This window comes from Shewanella sp. HN-41, from assembly GCF_000217915.1.
Taxonomy (GTDB): domain Bacteria; phylum Pseudomonadota; class Gammaproteobacteria; order Enterobacterales; family Shewanellaceae; genus Shewanella.
In genome coordinates, this window is the sequence record NZ_AFOZ01000016.1 from 72,630 (window position 1) to 86,078 (window position 13,449).

Below are 13,449 nucleotides of genomic sequence, written 5' to 3' on the forward strand. Positions count from 1 at the left end.
TGGTCAATCTTAATGTAAAGCCGTTAGCTTTAGCGCATTAAGATCACAGGCGATCGAGTACCGCTTGGGTAAAGTCGGTCGTGCCATGGGTGCCGCCTAAATCGCGAGTGGTACGGTCGCCTTCTTCGATCACTGCAGATACCGCTTTACGGATTTGCTCAGCTTTGTCAGCCATACCTAAATATTCCAGCATCTGGATAGAGGCTAAAATTACTGAGGTTGGGTTCGCGAGGTTTTTACCAGCGATATCCGGTGCACTACCGTGAACGGCTTCGAAAATCGCAGCATCACGGCCGATGTTGGCGCCTGGCGCCATGCCTAAACCGCCCACTAAACCGGCACACAGATCCGATAAAATGTCACCAAACAGGTTGGTCGTCACGATCACATCGAAGTTTTCTGGGTTCATCACTAACTTCATGCATGTTGCATCGACGATCATTTCTTCAGTCTTGATGTCTGGGTAACGTAGGCTCACTTCACGGGCCACTTTCAGGAACAGGCCCGAAGTTGACTTCATGATGTTGGCTTTGTGCACGATAGTGACTTTCTTACGGTTTTCCTTGCGGGCAAGTTCGTAGGCAAATGTTGCAATTTGCTCTGCACCTTGGCGAGTGACGATACTGGTGGCTTCTGCCGTTAAACCATCGTCAGACACTTTTTGACCGTGACCAGAGTACATACCTTCGGTGTTTTCACGGACGGTAATGATATCGATATTCTCGTAACGGGCTTGAGTGCCTTTAAAAGACAGCACCGGGCGCACGTTAGCGTATAAGCCAAATTTCTTACGTAAGGTTACGTTGATAGAAGTAAAGCCTTCACCAACGGGGGTTGTCAGTGGACCTTTAAGGGTGATGCGGTTTTTTTCGATAAGCTCTAAAGTGCGTTGTGGAAGTAGTTCGCCTTGCTTCTCGAGCGCAGTTAGGCCGGCATCGGCAAATTCATATTCAAAATCACAACCTGCTTTATCAAGAATTTTTAAGGCAGAATCAATAATACTTGGGCCAATTCCATCACCTGGAATTACGGTTATCGTTCTTTTTGACATGGAGAAGTCCTTCCACGGTTCGTCGTTACTGCAATTGTCTGCCCCAGCGATAGCTGGGTAACATGACTATGAATTTGGTATTTTTTCTGGCTATTATTTTAACCATCTTTGGTCAAACTTCACAGGGAATAGTGAGCAATATCACGATTTTTTGTGTGGTATAACTTGTAAAAATACTGGGTTATAACGATGATGGAGAGCTAATGGTTAAAAAAGTCTACTTTAGTCTAACAAATATATAAAAGAGGAAGACATTGAAGTTATTACCTATCACATCTTTGGTGCTGTTATCCCTCGGTATATTGCCTGTCGTGCAGGCAGAAACCAGCACTAAGCCGCTCACCCTCACAGACATAATGCACTTTGAGTCCCTCGAAAAACCAGTTATCGCTGACAATGGTCAAGTGATTGCGGTCGAAGCTGCCCCAGACCGTGGCGATAGCCATGGTATAGTGAAGAATCTGCAAACGGGTCAAGACTTTCAAATTGGAGGCGGCTCGGATCCTATCGTGAGTCACACTGGTCGTTATGTGGCGATGGCCGTTAAACCCAGTTTGCTCAAAGTCGAAACCAGCGATGCCAAAGCCAAGAAAAAGCTCAAGGCCGATATGGTGCTGCTCGATACCCAAACCGGGACGCAAACAAAGTTCGAGCGGGTAAAGGAATTTGTCTTTAGTGACGATGGCGCGCATTTAGTGATTTGGTTTGAAGCCGATGAAGAAGCCAAAAAGGACACTCAGGATAAGACCGAAGGCGCCGAGGACAAGCCCAAAGCCGAGAAGGTGAAGGTCGATAAGTTCGATCAAGGTCGCCGTTTGAGTCTAGTGAATTTGTCTTCGCCGTCGCAGCGTGTGGATGTGGAGCATGTGACCGCCTATCACTTCGATAAGGACAGTCGCCGCCTAGCATTAGCGGTGAATGATATCGAGGCAAAACAACATCAATTACAACTGATTGATTTAAAAAACTACAATCAATCAACGGCATTTGAATCTCAAACCCAGCAAATCGGCGCAGTAGCACTTTCGAAAAATGGCCGCTGGCTGGCCTTTACTCAGGGAGATGCCGGTGAATTACCCTATGGCCGCAGTTATCAGTTATCGCTGGTCGATCTGCAATCGGGGAAATTGAGCAAAGCCCCTGAATCATCTGAGTGGAAACTCAATCGTTACACTAGCTTAAGTTTTTCCTCGGACAGCGAACGCTTGTTCTTCGGCCGAGTGCCACAGGTGAGTCAGCAATTTAGTTTGGCTAAAATTACCGAAGAAAGAGATCTGTTCGATGCCGATATTGTTACCGGTCAGCGCGGGCTTAAGGTGTGGCATGGTGATGATCCACGGATTAAACCAAATGAAATCAAGCAATATGAGGACGAACAAAAACGTACTTACCTTGCGGTATTGCATTTAGGCTCGAATAATCTAGTGCAGCTCGGGGATAAAACTGTACCCGATGTGATGATGTCGCAGCATAAGCGTTTTATGCTGGCGAGTTCTGATTTGCCTTATCGTAAAATGGCAACCTGGGCGGGCTTTTACCAAGATTATTATCTTGTCGATCTTAATACGGGTCGTAAGGTGCCATTTTTGACACAACAGCCCAGTGATGAGCTGCCGAGTCTGTCGGGGAATGGTAAATATGTAGTTTATTATCAACAAGGTAACGTCTATCTCTATGATGTTGCACTGGGACGGCGCACCAATCTGACTCAATCCTTAAGTGTCAGTTTTGCCGATGAAGACCATGATTACCCATCTAATGCACCAGGCTATGGTTTTGGCCCTTGGCTTAAGGATGATGCGGGTTTCTTAGTCTATGACAAATACGATGTCTGGCAGTTTAATACTGAATCTAAGGCGGGTTTTGCGTTAACTGCGGGTCAAGGTCGCGTACAAAAAATCCAATATCGTGTTGAAGGCTTAGTGGATAATCCCGATGCACCGACTGAACTTGCCTATAACGCCACTGTGTTACTCCACGGTTATAGTGATAAAACCAAGGCAGATGGTTTCTACCAAGCTACCTTAGGTGAAGCCGGCGTGAAGACGTTGATGCAAGGGGAGTATAAGCTGACCGTGCTTGGGCGCAGTAAAGACGCCGACACTATCGTGTTTTCTAAGGAGCGTTTCGACTTATTCCCTGATTTATATACGGCCAGCTATAACGCACCGCAAAATGCAGTTAAGCAAACTGATTTGGATAAACAGCGCCAAGCCTTTAATTGGGGCCAAGCCGAGTTAGTTCACTGGACTAATGGTGATGGTAAGCCATTAGATGGGGTGCTGATCAAACCGACCAACTATCAAGTGGGGAAATGCGTTCCTGTATTGGTTTACTACTATCGCTTTATGACCGACAGACTGCATGCGTTCCCGCAGATGAAGGTCAATCACAGACCCAACTTCGCTTGGTATATCAATAATGGTTATGCGGTGTTCTTGCCCGATATTCGCTTCGATATTGGCTATCCTGGAGCCAGTTCGGTTCAAGCACTCACTTCAGGTGTGCAAAAGCTGATTGAGATGGGGATTGCCGATCCTGCAGCAGTTGGCTTGCAGGGACATTCTTGGAGTGGGTACCAAACGGCGTTTGCTATCACTCAAACTAAGATGTTTAAGGCGGCGGTAGCAGGGGCGCCGGTTGCCAATATGACCAGCGCCTACAGCGGCATTCGCCATGGCACGGGTATTGCGCGTCAGTTTCAGTATGAAACAGGGCAGAGTCGTATTGGGGCAAGTTTGTTTGCTGCGCCACAAAAATACATTGAAAACTCACCGGTATTTTATGCAGATCGCATTCAAACGCCTTTGATGATCATGTTTGGTGATAAGGATGATGCTGTGCCTTGGGAGCAAGGGGTTGAAATGTACTTAGCTATGCGCCGTGCGGGTAAAGAGGTGGTGTTTTTGCAATATGAAGATGAACCGCATCACTTAAAGAAATACCCTAATAAGCTCGATTACAGCATTCGCATGATGCAATATTTCGACCATTATCTGAAAGGTAAACCCGCGCCAGCTTGGTTAAGCCAAGGCGAAGCCTATGTCGAATATAAAGCCGATGATGAGTAACTCTCTATTTTAGCTTTACAAATAAAACGCCACCAGAAGGTGGCGTTTTTTATGGCAATAAGGGGCAAGAGTTAGCTAATTGATAGCTTGTGCAGATAACTTTCTTTGGGACAAAAACGCATTAGATCCCTAACACTCCTACATGTACTCTACATTTTAATCAACGACAGCCACGCCTGGTGGATAATAAGTAATTTCAAAACGAACACCATCAGGATCCTTCATGAACAATGCTTTAACACCATCAAAGTCCTGTATTTCAGGAACAACAAAACCACTTTCTTTCATCTTTGTTTGTAAATCAGTCACAAACTCTGGTGAAGGAGCGGAAAATCCAATATGATTCATCCCTGCACCATATCTCTCATATTCGCTAGTTCCTTCTTTTGCCTGATTAAATTGAATAAAAAAACCTTCATTATCAGTCCAAACAAAATCACGTAATTTGTCAAAACCAATAAGTCCTAATAATTTTGTATAGTAAGGCATACTTTCTTTTAATGATTTAACCAAAATAGTAATGTGATCGACTTTGAGTGACATATTATCTCCATTGCAACGTAACGCTTTGCTCATTGGCTGCCGCAGCGTAGGCAGTCCAGTGGAAGCCACGCTTTTTGTGGCCGGAACAAAATTAAGCAACTTGTTAAATGCCATTTTACTCACGCCCTGCTTGTTGCCTGATTTTAGGTAATTGGATTTGTAGTAGCGCAAATACTGGCAATAAAGGTACAAACGCTAGCAAAGACTGCATTTGAAATGCCCAAAAGTAAATAAACCAACTTTGGAGAACAAATAGACCTAAAAGCTTTAACCAACGTGGAAAAAGCATTAAATCACCCATTGCTGCTAGTGGTAACCCAAAGCAAAGAGTACCCGCGCCATACAGCCATAAATTAAAGCTTGCGGAAGATTCAATCAATCCGACATCTATGGCAATTCCAAATAAACATGGAACTAAAATAAGCAACAGAACAATAGTCACAAAGCGCTCATTGCTTCTATGCTTCTCTTGAGCCTTATTTTTTTCTGCAAGTTTCTCTAATACATCCATGGCATTTAACGCCCCAATAATTTGCTGCAAGGAGCGCAGCGTATTGCAGTCAAATTGATTGCTTTGTTATAGGCGTGACCAATTAAGAACGCCGGTTTTATGGTTAAAAAAAACATAAATCGGATCACAATCGTCACCGCCAACCACAAGCTCTTTGCATGATTGGGAATATTTATACCCATCAATCTTTTCACCAAACATTTCAAGATGCGTCTCTTTTGTGGCTGCATCTCCAGAAGACAACTTCGGTGAGAGGCCACAAATCGCGTCTTGACGTGATGACTGACCAAGTCCAAAAGTTAACGAAGATTCTTTTTTGTTAGAAGAGGCTATGACACTAAGGACAAAGTCTTGTTCTAAAACATTCAACGCCACATTCTCTGGCACACCATCGCAATCAATATCTATTGAAAAGTTGTCGTTGTCTGCGACTGCGATAGTTGATAAGGCCAAAAAGGCAGATGCGATCAGTATTTTCATTTTGAGCCTATAACACCCCAAACACGGGCGAGCGAAACAACGTGTAGCGAGTCCGTGCTGGCGCTTTTTAGCCAGCACAAAGTGCTTTGGCTTGTTAGGTATCTGTGGTGATTTCATCCCAAGGTAACCCGCAATAGCCAATTACATAATTAAAGCCATGGTGCCTCTCCATAACTATGCCAGAGTCTATATCTTTTGGTTTAGCTTTTTTATGTAAACGAGCATCCCTGACCTTCCAGTGCGCATCGAATACTTTTTCATATTCATCCTCGATCTCACATTCATTTCTTAATTGACATTTCTGAATGAAATCGGAAGTGGATTTCATAAAGCAGGGTATTGCTTTTGACATGTGCACGAAATCGATTTGTTCATTCAAAGCGGGCAGTGCCACTATTTTGTTGATACTCCAGAGCAAAGAAACTAAAGCTTCAGATCGCCAGGATATGTTTATGCAAGCTCTTTCATCTTTAGTATTTTTTGTGAAATCTAGTTCATAAGGTGAAAGTTCTTCCCATAAATTTTCGGATTTTAACCAGTCAAAAACGCGATTCTGGTCCTCACCAAAAACTACCTTTATGAGGGCTGTAAGGACGATTGCGCGCCTGGCTATTTCTTGTGGAGATCGGTATTCGTCATCCTCAATTTGTTCTTCGACTGTCATAATTATTCCTGAAGATACCTAACGCTCCAGTCAATTGCGCAGAACACATAAATAAAGCGTATAAAAATTTAAAACCGCAACAGCAGTGATTAAATGCGTCAATTGCACTGGCTTGTTAGCTTTCATTGTCAAAAGGGAAGGCTTTTTCTAGATATCCAATTTGCTTATTTAAAATCGGTTTTGAAATACGTAATATTAATGATTCCACATGCTTGGGGTAGTCAACCCATTGTGAATCACCTACATCATAAGCTGAAATGTAACGTACAACTTCATGACGTTTTTCTGGTGATTTTTTTACACCAGTAGGAAACTTTACAGGTACATCTCTCCGAATCGCTGAATAGCATTCATCGAGTAATCTAGTAGCCTTACCGACATAAATTAAATTCGCAAATGCATCATAAAACGCATAAATACCCATTCTATCCTCATAACCTTTGAATAGATTTCTTAACTGAGGTCTAACGTCACCCTTTGGTTCAAATTCTGCGTATTCGACAATAACTTTGAATTCTGGCACAAATAATTTATGCATAATAAATTCAACTGTCTGTTTTTGTGGATGTTTAACACCAGTTATCCAATCGTGTAACTGTGTTTTTGTATATCCTGTTAGATCACTTGCTTGATCTAAATCGCCGCTGAAGTATTCATTGATCAAGTAATTAATCATTACATTTCTTTCTTCCACAAACTACCTCGATTTATAAATTCAAAGCTATATTAGGAAAGCTAACGTTGTGATAACGGGCGCCGCATAGCGGCGTCCCAGCAACACGCAGTGGTGCGCGTTGATCAAATTGTTATGTGCTTATCGCATCAGTAAACGTTAATCGATTGCCAAAAGGATCTTTAATCGACATGTCGTTACTACCCCAAGGCATTACCTCTATTGAAAGGCGTGCGTTTTTATATATTTTCTTAGAGAGTTCAAGATGATAGCCTTCAATATCGTCAGTTTCGATTCTCATTGCAGCACCAGGGCAGCAATCACCGTGATGCTCAGAAAGATGAAGGATGCAATTATCTCTGGACACTTGCATATATAAAGGTAAACCATCTTCGAACCTATGTTCCCAGTCAATTACAAAGCCAAGGTAATCGACGTAGAACTGCCTTGCTAAATGCTCATCAAAGATTCTCAATATTGGTGTGGTTTTTCCTATTTTCATTCTACGCATCCTTTTCTATCATTTTTTAACACTTCTACACTTTTCTGCGATGTTACTCAGATGTCTACTGCACATAACGTTTTGCTAAGGGGCTGGCGCTACGCGCCTGTCCCGCGGAGCCAGCTTTAGCTGGCGGAGTAGACTTGAGCAACTGGTTATGTGTTTTAGTAAATGGAGTATCCGACAGAGATCACCTGAAAGGTTTTCTCTTTCACTCTTAGGTTTACAACCAATCGACTCTTAAACAGGACTTCAATCGACTCTTCCCCATTTTGATAATGACGAGTAAGGTCAAGTATTGAATCCGTCGAGTCAGTCATCTCCAAACTCTCCACCAATTTCTCTGGTAACGTCCCCTTCGACTTCGCAAACGCTATGCCCATATGACGGACTTCGTACTGGTTGGCAACAACAAAATCTCGATCATTGTCACTAACAACGACGTCCGAGAATACAGGTGCTCCGAAGGCCAGAAAAAATATCAGAGTAAGGTTTAAAGTGAATGATTTGATAACTACACCTCTAAGAAACATAACTATTAATTATGGGGCGGTTGAAAACCGTCCCACATTAATTTTTTGTTAGATTTGTGGCTTTGGCTTGTGTTGCTGGTAGGTTTCTATCTCCCAGCCTTCTGGTGATGACGATAAAAACAATTGCTCATTTGTTTCTGCATCAGTAATATTTCCTAAATGGAAATGACAATTTGCTAATGTTGCATACATCCATTTTTTATCTTGACTTGTATCATCAAGGAATAATTTTTTGGTTATGTCAGAGATTATTTCTTTTCTAATGGTTTTAGATTGATACTTACAATATACCTGCTCTTCAACATCTGCAGATGCATTTGATAAAACATCTAGGCATGAAGCGTAATTTTCACCAGTATAGTAATCACCAGAGATAATGTAGCCACGTTTATATGCGTTAATTGAAGATTTAAGTGTCTCAATATCAGAGGTGGTACTATATATTCTTTTATATATGGCACCAGCTAATCCAAGAGTTTCTGGATCGTTGGTGTCCTCTTGGTTATATATTTTAGATAGAATGGTTAGGGCACTGAGAAGAGATGTTTCTTTGCTTGGTAGTTCTGATTTATAAGTACATAAAGCGTGCTGCTGGATGAAATAATGCTCATCTGGTAAAAGACTAGATGCTTTTTCCCATAACAATGCTGCATCTGCAAAATCATTTTTAGTCATCAATAACTTTGCTTTTTCTGAAACAGCAAAAACATGGCCTTCTTTTTCAGACAATTTTGATATAATTTGGTCATAGTCTGTTTGTGAGATTTGGTGTGGGTTTAGCCCTTCAAGGAAGGTAAAAAGAGGGCTATCGACAGGTTTTTGCTTTTCTATGTCAGTTATTAAGTTCAATAGTCTTTCTTGGCATTCTTTTGCCTCAGTTGCCCCAACATCATCACCTAGGTGGGTATAGATTAAAAACCTATTATGATCAAGATCGAATGGTATTTTGCCATCTTTATCTTTTAAAATTATAGTGTAATTAGGTCTGGCTGCATGACGAATACCTAATTCATATAAAGCATTAGGGTTTAATGTTGTTATATCTGCAATGACTAATTCAGCCTTAATTAGTAACGCATACATGCTTTTATCTATGAGCGATGAATCTTGGATCTCATCTGCGCGAATACTAATATAGCCAGCATTTTCTACAGCAGGCTTGATTATATTTAGATAGGTTTTATCTAAGTCATATGTTCGGCCTGTTGAATAGTCGGTCTTTTTTCCAAATCCCATTATTGTAAAACATAGTTTCTGCTTCATATTCATAGCCCTACTGGGATAGGATAGTTTAATTGATTGCATATCTTCCTAATAATAGCTGGCGTATTGAAACCAGAAGGGCCATTTTGGTTGTCTGCTAGTTGAATGAATAATGGAATATTGCCTGTGTAGTTATAAGGCTTTACAGATAAAATTGGTTTGCCGTAAGATGTTGCAACATCTATTTCATATTTGCACCAATAACTGTTTGCCATGGCCATGTTTGCAAATATTACAAAATAATTACATTGTCTTATTTGCTCACTTAAAGCCTGTTTAATCTGGTTCGTTTTATTCAAATCAAGAGGGTCATGACTTGGAACAGAATAATTTAGATGAGGTAATTCGTACTCATTTAATTTTGAAATAAGGCTTATATAACTGCTGTTGTAATCCCATCTATGAGATATGAATATATTTGGTTTTGCCATTTTCATTTCCTTTTTTAGTTGGTAACTTAGCAACGATGAATGTATAAAATCTAACGTTTGGTTAAGGGGCGGGCTTTAGCCCGTCCCAGTGAGCGAAGCGAACGATTTGAACCACTTGTTAGCCGTTACCACTATTTCGCTTCATGTTAGCAAGCATTTTTTCATTAACCTTCATGCGTGTTTGAAGTTGCTTGCCAGTGAGAACTCTCTTTCGCATTGTGTCGATTGAGAAATTGTATTCCCAGTCGTTTATCCAGCCTTTTTCATGCGCATGTTTTATGGCTTCTGCATTAAGCGATTTTTGATTGTCTTTCCGGACGCGCTTCACTGCTTGGAATATAAGGTCGGAAGGTAGGCCAATGAATTTCTTTACGCAGCAGTTGCCTACGGTTACGAATTGTCCGTTTAGCTTATTATGTAGTGTGCATATTTCAATTATTGGAAAGTGACCGCACAGACAAGTTTCTGGCTCTTCGGCCTCATATATTTGATACAAGCTCCATTCTAGCTTTGCTATGTCCCAAATTTGAGCCTGAGAACGCTTCAAAATTTCTTCAGTGAGTTTGTATTGGGACATCGGTGCCTCCTTGCGGCTAACGTTCGCCATAACCGGCAGAGAAAAGCGGTGCGACGAAGGAGCGCCGCTTTTCTCTGTCCGTGTTGATGGCGTTGTTAGGTGCGTGTTGATTCATGGTTTAAATTCCCAATACTGGCCAGATTGAGTTTCAACTGTACGAAGACCAAAACGTTGATTCGCCTTCTTGCCATCGCGAATCAGGTAGAACATATCCGCTAGAACCGACCTCGCCTCAGCAAAGTAAGAGTGTCCAAGGAGACTTGTATCAACCCGCGTTGCATCAACTGTCTCGATCCCTGGAACAATGACTAAACCGCGACCCGAATCCCCTGCTCGCGCATATCCATGTACTTTCTTCGATGCAACTAGCGCCAAGTCTTCAGACGACGCGTACAACGTCACTGGCCGGCCCGCAGCTACAAGTGCGGGTGCAATATCTCGTTTAAATACGTCAGCATCTATATCCGGAGCGGTAAGAATCACGTCTCTAAGTCGACTCCGTAACGTTGGTTTGTCAGCCAGAAGCGAGGCTACTGCGCGCGTAAGTGCCCGGTTGCCCATGCTGTGTGCAATCAAATAGACGTTTTGAGCATCAGAGCGCGTGAAAAAATCTTCTAAAAACCTTCTGAGGTTGGCTTGCGTCCATTCAATATTCTGCTCATCAATGGTGTAGGCGGCAGTTGATCCCCGCGATGGCCAACTATAGAAAGTAGGAGCGCCATCGAACCCGAGGTCATAGGTTATCTGAGCAGTTCTCCTCGCGGCATCCTCAAACGTGACGTTGTAGCCATGGACGAACAGAAATGCGTTACTAGCCTTGGATCGGCGCACGCGCGTAGCGACATCTGCGAAGAACTGATCTTTGGAGGCGATAGCAGTCCTCAGTAGCACGACATGCTTGGCAGGGTCTTCCTGGAACTCCAATCGCCATATGGAAGGAGACTCAAGCTCACCCATTCTGTGGTCACGTGGAATGCTTACTTCACATGTTCCATATGTGAGATCCGAGCGGTTAGCCCCAAACATCTCGCTCGGAATCGTACTCCCGGTCAGGTTCCGGTCTGTTGCATAAAACACTCTTACTGTTGCGTGATCTGGCGCTATAGCAGGAGCAGGAGCAGGAGCAGGAGCAGGGGCACCGGTTATTGTTGCGCAACCGTTCAGCAGCGCCAGCACCGCAACAATGCAGAATACGCGTGTCACCAACATGATTTTTCCTCCCGCTGTGGATTGAATGTTTGCAAGCACCTAACGCTTGGTTAAGGGGCGGGCTTTAGCCCGTCCCAGTGAGCGAAGCGAACGATTTGAACCACTTGTTAGGCGCTTCAAACGTAATTGATTGCCATTCATCCATTGGTTCTCTATAGCGCTCAATGAGCTCAAGTAATCCAGATAAATTTTTTTCACCGGTGTAAAGATAGTCACCTGGTGGATAACTTTCAATTTGAAAATCATATCGTCCGATGGGTATATCGCCAAAACATAGCACTGAAAACGTGGCAGGAATGTTATTTATGCGGAAACCAGTGCCCTCTTGCTCATTTTCAGAGGAACCATAAAGCTCGTATTTTTCACCGTATCTTTCTTTTAGACGGCGAATCAAAACTGGTACATCATCACGACGCATTGAGATCACCGCCTAACATTTTATTAGTGCGCATGCGCGTTTACCTCGTTGGACCAGTGAAAACGCGCATAGTTAACTATCTGTATGTAAAGAACTTATCAGCTTTCTGCCAAATATACCATCTTGGAAAACGCGCATGCGCGTTTTCCAAACCTATTATCTCAAATCGTAAATGCATAACTGATTGATATAAAAGAGTTATATTAATTAGTACGTGTGAAAACGCGCAAATTTTTTTCACTATTTTCCTTGATATCCGGAAATTCCAAATAATACTGTATAAAAACACAGCAACTTAAGAGTGAGGGTTATCATGAATCTAAAAAGCCCCTTTCTAAGAGGTCTTCAAGAAGAAATGCGCATGCGTGGTTACAGTATTAGAACGGAAAAAACCTATCTGTATTGGATCAAGGCATTCATTAACTTTCACAACAAGCGTCACCCTTCTTCCAATGGGAACGGAAGAAGTTACACAATTTTTAACCTTCCTTGCCAATCAACGAAATGTGGCCATCAACACACAAAAAATTGCACTGAACTCATTAGCCTATTTGTATCAGAAGCATTTGCACCATGAGCTTGGGGATTTAGATTTTTGCTATGCCACTAAACAGAGACATTTACCGACAGTGTTATTCCCATTGGAGATCTCATCGATATTAAATCAACTTCATGGCCGAGACAGGCTAGTCATTGAGCTGCTCTATGGTAGTGGACTGAGAGTGTCAGAATGTCTCCGGTTACGCGTCCAAGATATTGATATTGAGAGAGCTTCGCTGACCGTTAGAGACGGTAAAGGGCATAAAGATAGGCAAACCATCCTCAGCCATAGATGCGCAGAAAAGCTCACGCCATATATTGAAAAGGCTATTAAGATTCAACACTATGACAACCAACAAGGGATAGGCCCATCACTGCCAAATGCATTAGAACGTAAGTACCCCAATGCGTTTAAGCAACACGGATGGATGTTTATTTTTCCTTCCAGCACAACCTGTATCAATCCTTATACAGGAACGCTTTGCAGGCATCATTTACATCAAAGTGTTATTCGTAAAGCGCTCGGGAATGCCGTGCGTAATATTCAACTGAATAAACGCATCACCTGTCATACGTTTCGGCATAGCTTTGCAACCCATTTACTCCAAGCAGGCCGCGACATTAGAAGTGTGCAAGAACTGCTTGGGCACAATGATGTGAGTACCACACAAATCTATACCCATGTACTTGGCCAACATTTCGCGGGGACAACTAGTCCGTTAGACACATTATAAAGTCAGAGTCCTTTAGTTATTCCGTAGCATTACTAAAATTTGGTCAACTTACAGCTTGTAGAGTTAATTGTTAGCAGCCCTGATAACGCGCAATGGGGTAATAGCTTTTTAGCTGAATGAATTGTGTAAGGGATAGTTAAGATTGGCATTGTTGCACCAGTGACCTTCTAAAACAGGGATAATGGAATGGACCCATCCACTTTTAATCGGCCTCGCAATGGGCCACGATGTAGTCGCTAAAACTCATCA

The 13,449-nt window shown here is 42.5% G+C and carries 13 protein-coding genes and 1 pseudogene; 2 read left to right on the forward strand and 12 right to left on the reverse strand.

Features of this window, described 5'->3' with window-relative positions:
* Positions 1-43 precede the first annotated feature (43 nt).
* Positions 44-1,051 (reverse strand): isocitrate dehydrogenase, encoded by a 1,008-nt coding sequence (locus SOHN41_RS05955; RefSeq protein ID WP_007646592.1) that lies wholly within the window; start codon positions 1,049-1,051, stop codon positions 44-46.
* Between the two features lie 254 nt (positions 1,052-1,305).
* Here SOHN41_RS05955 and SOHN41_RS05960 point away from each other — a divergent pair, with 254 nt between their 5' ends.
* Positions 1,306-4,122, forward strand: a complete 2,817-nt coding sequence (locus SOHN41_RS05960) for a prolyl oligopeptidase family serine peptidase (RefSeq protein WP_007646595.1) — start codon at positions 1,306-1,308, stop codon at positions 4,120-4,122.
* 156 nt (positions 4,123-4,278) lie between these two features.
* On the opposite strand, the gene SOHN41_RS05965 is transcribed toward SOHN41_RS05960, so the two are convergent.
* From SOHN41_RS05965 to SOHN41_RS06020, 11 genes are all read right to left on the reverse strand, one after another.
* Complete coding sequence (locus SOHN41_RS05965) at positions 4,279-4,779, reverse strand: VOC family protein (RefSeq protein ID WP_237703905.1); 501 nt, start codon at positions 4,777-4,779, stop codon at positions 4,279-4,281.
* 1 nt (position 4,780) lies between these two features.
* Positions 4,781-5,206: a hypothetical protein gene (locus SOHN41_RS05970; protein ID WP_237703906.1), complete on the reverse strand. Its 426-nt coding sequence runs from the start codon at positions 5,204-5,206 to the stop codon at positions 4,781-4,783.
* A 36-nt stretch (positions 5,207-5,242) separates the two neighbouring features.
* Complete coding sequence (locus SOHN41_RS05975; RefSeq protein WP_037458258.1) at positions 5,243-5,656, reverse strand: hypothetical protein; 414 nt, start codon at positions 5,654-5,656, stop codon at positions 5,243-5,245.
* Positions 5,657-5,750: 94 nt separating this feature from the next.
* Positions 5,751-6,320, reverse strand: coding sequence for a DUF4272 domain-containing protein (locus tag SOHN41_RS19810; protein ID WP_083820747.1), 570 nt, complete (start codon positions 6,318-6,320; stop codon positions 5,751-5,753).
* A 115-nt stretch (positions 6,321-6,435) separates the two neighbouring features.
* On the reverse strand, positions 6,436-7,014 hold the full coding sequence (locus SOHN41_RS05985) for a hypothetical protein (protein ID WP_139058344.1): 579 nt from the start codon (positions 7,012-7,014) through the stop codon (positions 6,436-6,438).
* 112 nt (positions 7,015-7,126) lie between these two features.
* Entirely contained in the window at positions 7,127-7,495 is a 369-nt protein-coding gene (locus SOHN41_RS05990; protein ID WP_007646603.1) for a glyoxalase superfamily protein, read from the reverse strand.
* Between the two features lie 581 nt (positions 7,496-8,076).
* Positions 8,077-9,291: a TRAFs-binding domain-containing protein gene (locus tag SOHN41_RS06000; RefSeq protein ID WP_202797550.1), complete on the reverse strand. Its 1,215-nt coding sequence runs from the start codon at positions 9,289-9,291 to the stop codon at positions 8,077-8,079.
* A 2-nt stretch (positions 9,292-9,293) separates the two neighbouring features.
* Positions 9,294-9,722: a TIR domain-containing protein gene (locus tag SOHN41_RS06005; protein ID WP_050801821.1), complete on the reverse strand. Its 429-nt coding sequence runs from the start codon at positions 9,720-9,722 to the stop codon at positions 9,294-9,296.
* Positions 9,723-9,840: 118 nt separating this feature from the next.
* Positions 9,841-10,299 carry a hypothetical protein gene (locus tag SOHN41_RS06010; protein ID WP_037458265.1) on the reverse strand — a complete coding sequence of 153 codons (459 nt, stop codon included), beginning with the start codon at positions 10,297-10,299 and terminating at the stop codon, positions 9,841-9,843.
* A gap of 111 nt (positions 10,300-10,410) precedes the next feature.
* Positions 10,411-11,508, reverse strand: coding sequence for an alpha/beta hydrolase (locus SOHN41_RS06015; protein ID WP_007646608.1), 1,098 nt, complete (start codon positions 11,506-11,508; stop codon positions 10,411-10,413).
* 64 nt (positions 11,509-11,572) lie between these two features.
* The gene (locus SOHN41_RS06020) at positions 11,573-11,926 is read right to left on the reverse strand and encodes a hypothetical protein (RefSeq protein ID WP_007646609.1); all 354 of its coding nucleotides are present in this window, start codon (positions 11,924-11,926) and stop codon (positions 11,573-11,575) included.
* Between the two features lie 313 nt (positions 11,927-12,239).
* Here SOHN41_RS06020 and SOHN41_RS06025 point away from each other — a divergent pair.
* Positions 12,240-13,200: pseudogene (locus SOHN41_RS06025) on the forward strand (integron integrase).
* Positions 13,201-13,449 lie beyond the last annotated feature (249 nt).

What these genes read in the sequence shown, in the direction of transcription:
- SOHN41_RS05955 (WP_007646592.1), bottom strand. Translation starts at nt 1,051, where the DNA reads ATGTCAAAAAGAACGATAACCGTAATTCCAGGTGATGGAATTGGCCCA.
- SOHN41_RS05965 (WP_237703905.1), bottom strand. Translation starts at nt 4,779, where the DNA reads ATGGCATTTAACAAGTTGCTTAATTTTGTTCCGGCCACAAAAAGCGTG.
- SOHN41_RS05975 (WP_037458258.1), bottom strand. Translation starts at nt 5,656, where the DNA reads ATGAAAATACTGATCGCATCTGCCTTTTTGGCCTTATCAACTATCGCA.
- SOHN41_RS19810 (WP_083820747.1), bottom strand. Translation starts at nt 6,320, where the DNA reads ATGACAGTCGAAGAACAAATTGAGGATGACGAATACCGATCTCCACAA.
- SOHN41_RS05990 (WP_007646603.1), bottom strand. Translation starts at nt 7,495, where the DNA reads ATGAAAATAGGAAAAACCACACCAATATTGAGAATCTTTGATGAGCAT.
- SOHN41_RS06000 (WP_202797550.1), bottom strand. Translation starts at nt 9,291, where the DNA reads ATGAAGCAGAAACTATGTTTTACAATAATGGGATTTGGAAAAAAGACC.
- SOHN41_RS06005 (WP_050801821.1), bottom strand. Translation starts at nt 9,722, where the DNA reads ATGGCAAAACCAAATATATTCATATCTCATAGATGGGATTACAACAGC.
- SOHN41_RS06010 (WP_037458265.1), bottom strand. Translation starts at nt 10,299, where the DNA reads ATGTCCCAATACAAACTCACTGAAGAAATTTTGAAGCGTTCTCAGGCT.
- SOHN41_RS06015 (WP_007646608.1), bottom strand. Translation starts at nt 11,508, where the DNA reads ATGTTGGTGACACGCGTATTCTGCATTGTTGCGGTGCTGGCGCTGCTG.
- SOHN41_RS06020 (WP_007646609.1), bottom strand. Translation starts at nt 11,926, where the DNA reads ATGCGTCGTGATGATGTACCAGTTTTGATTCGCCGTCTAAAAGAAAGA.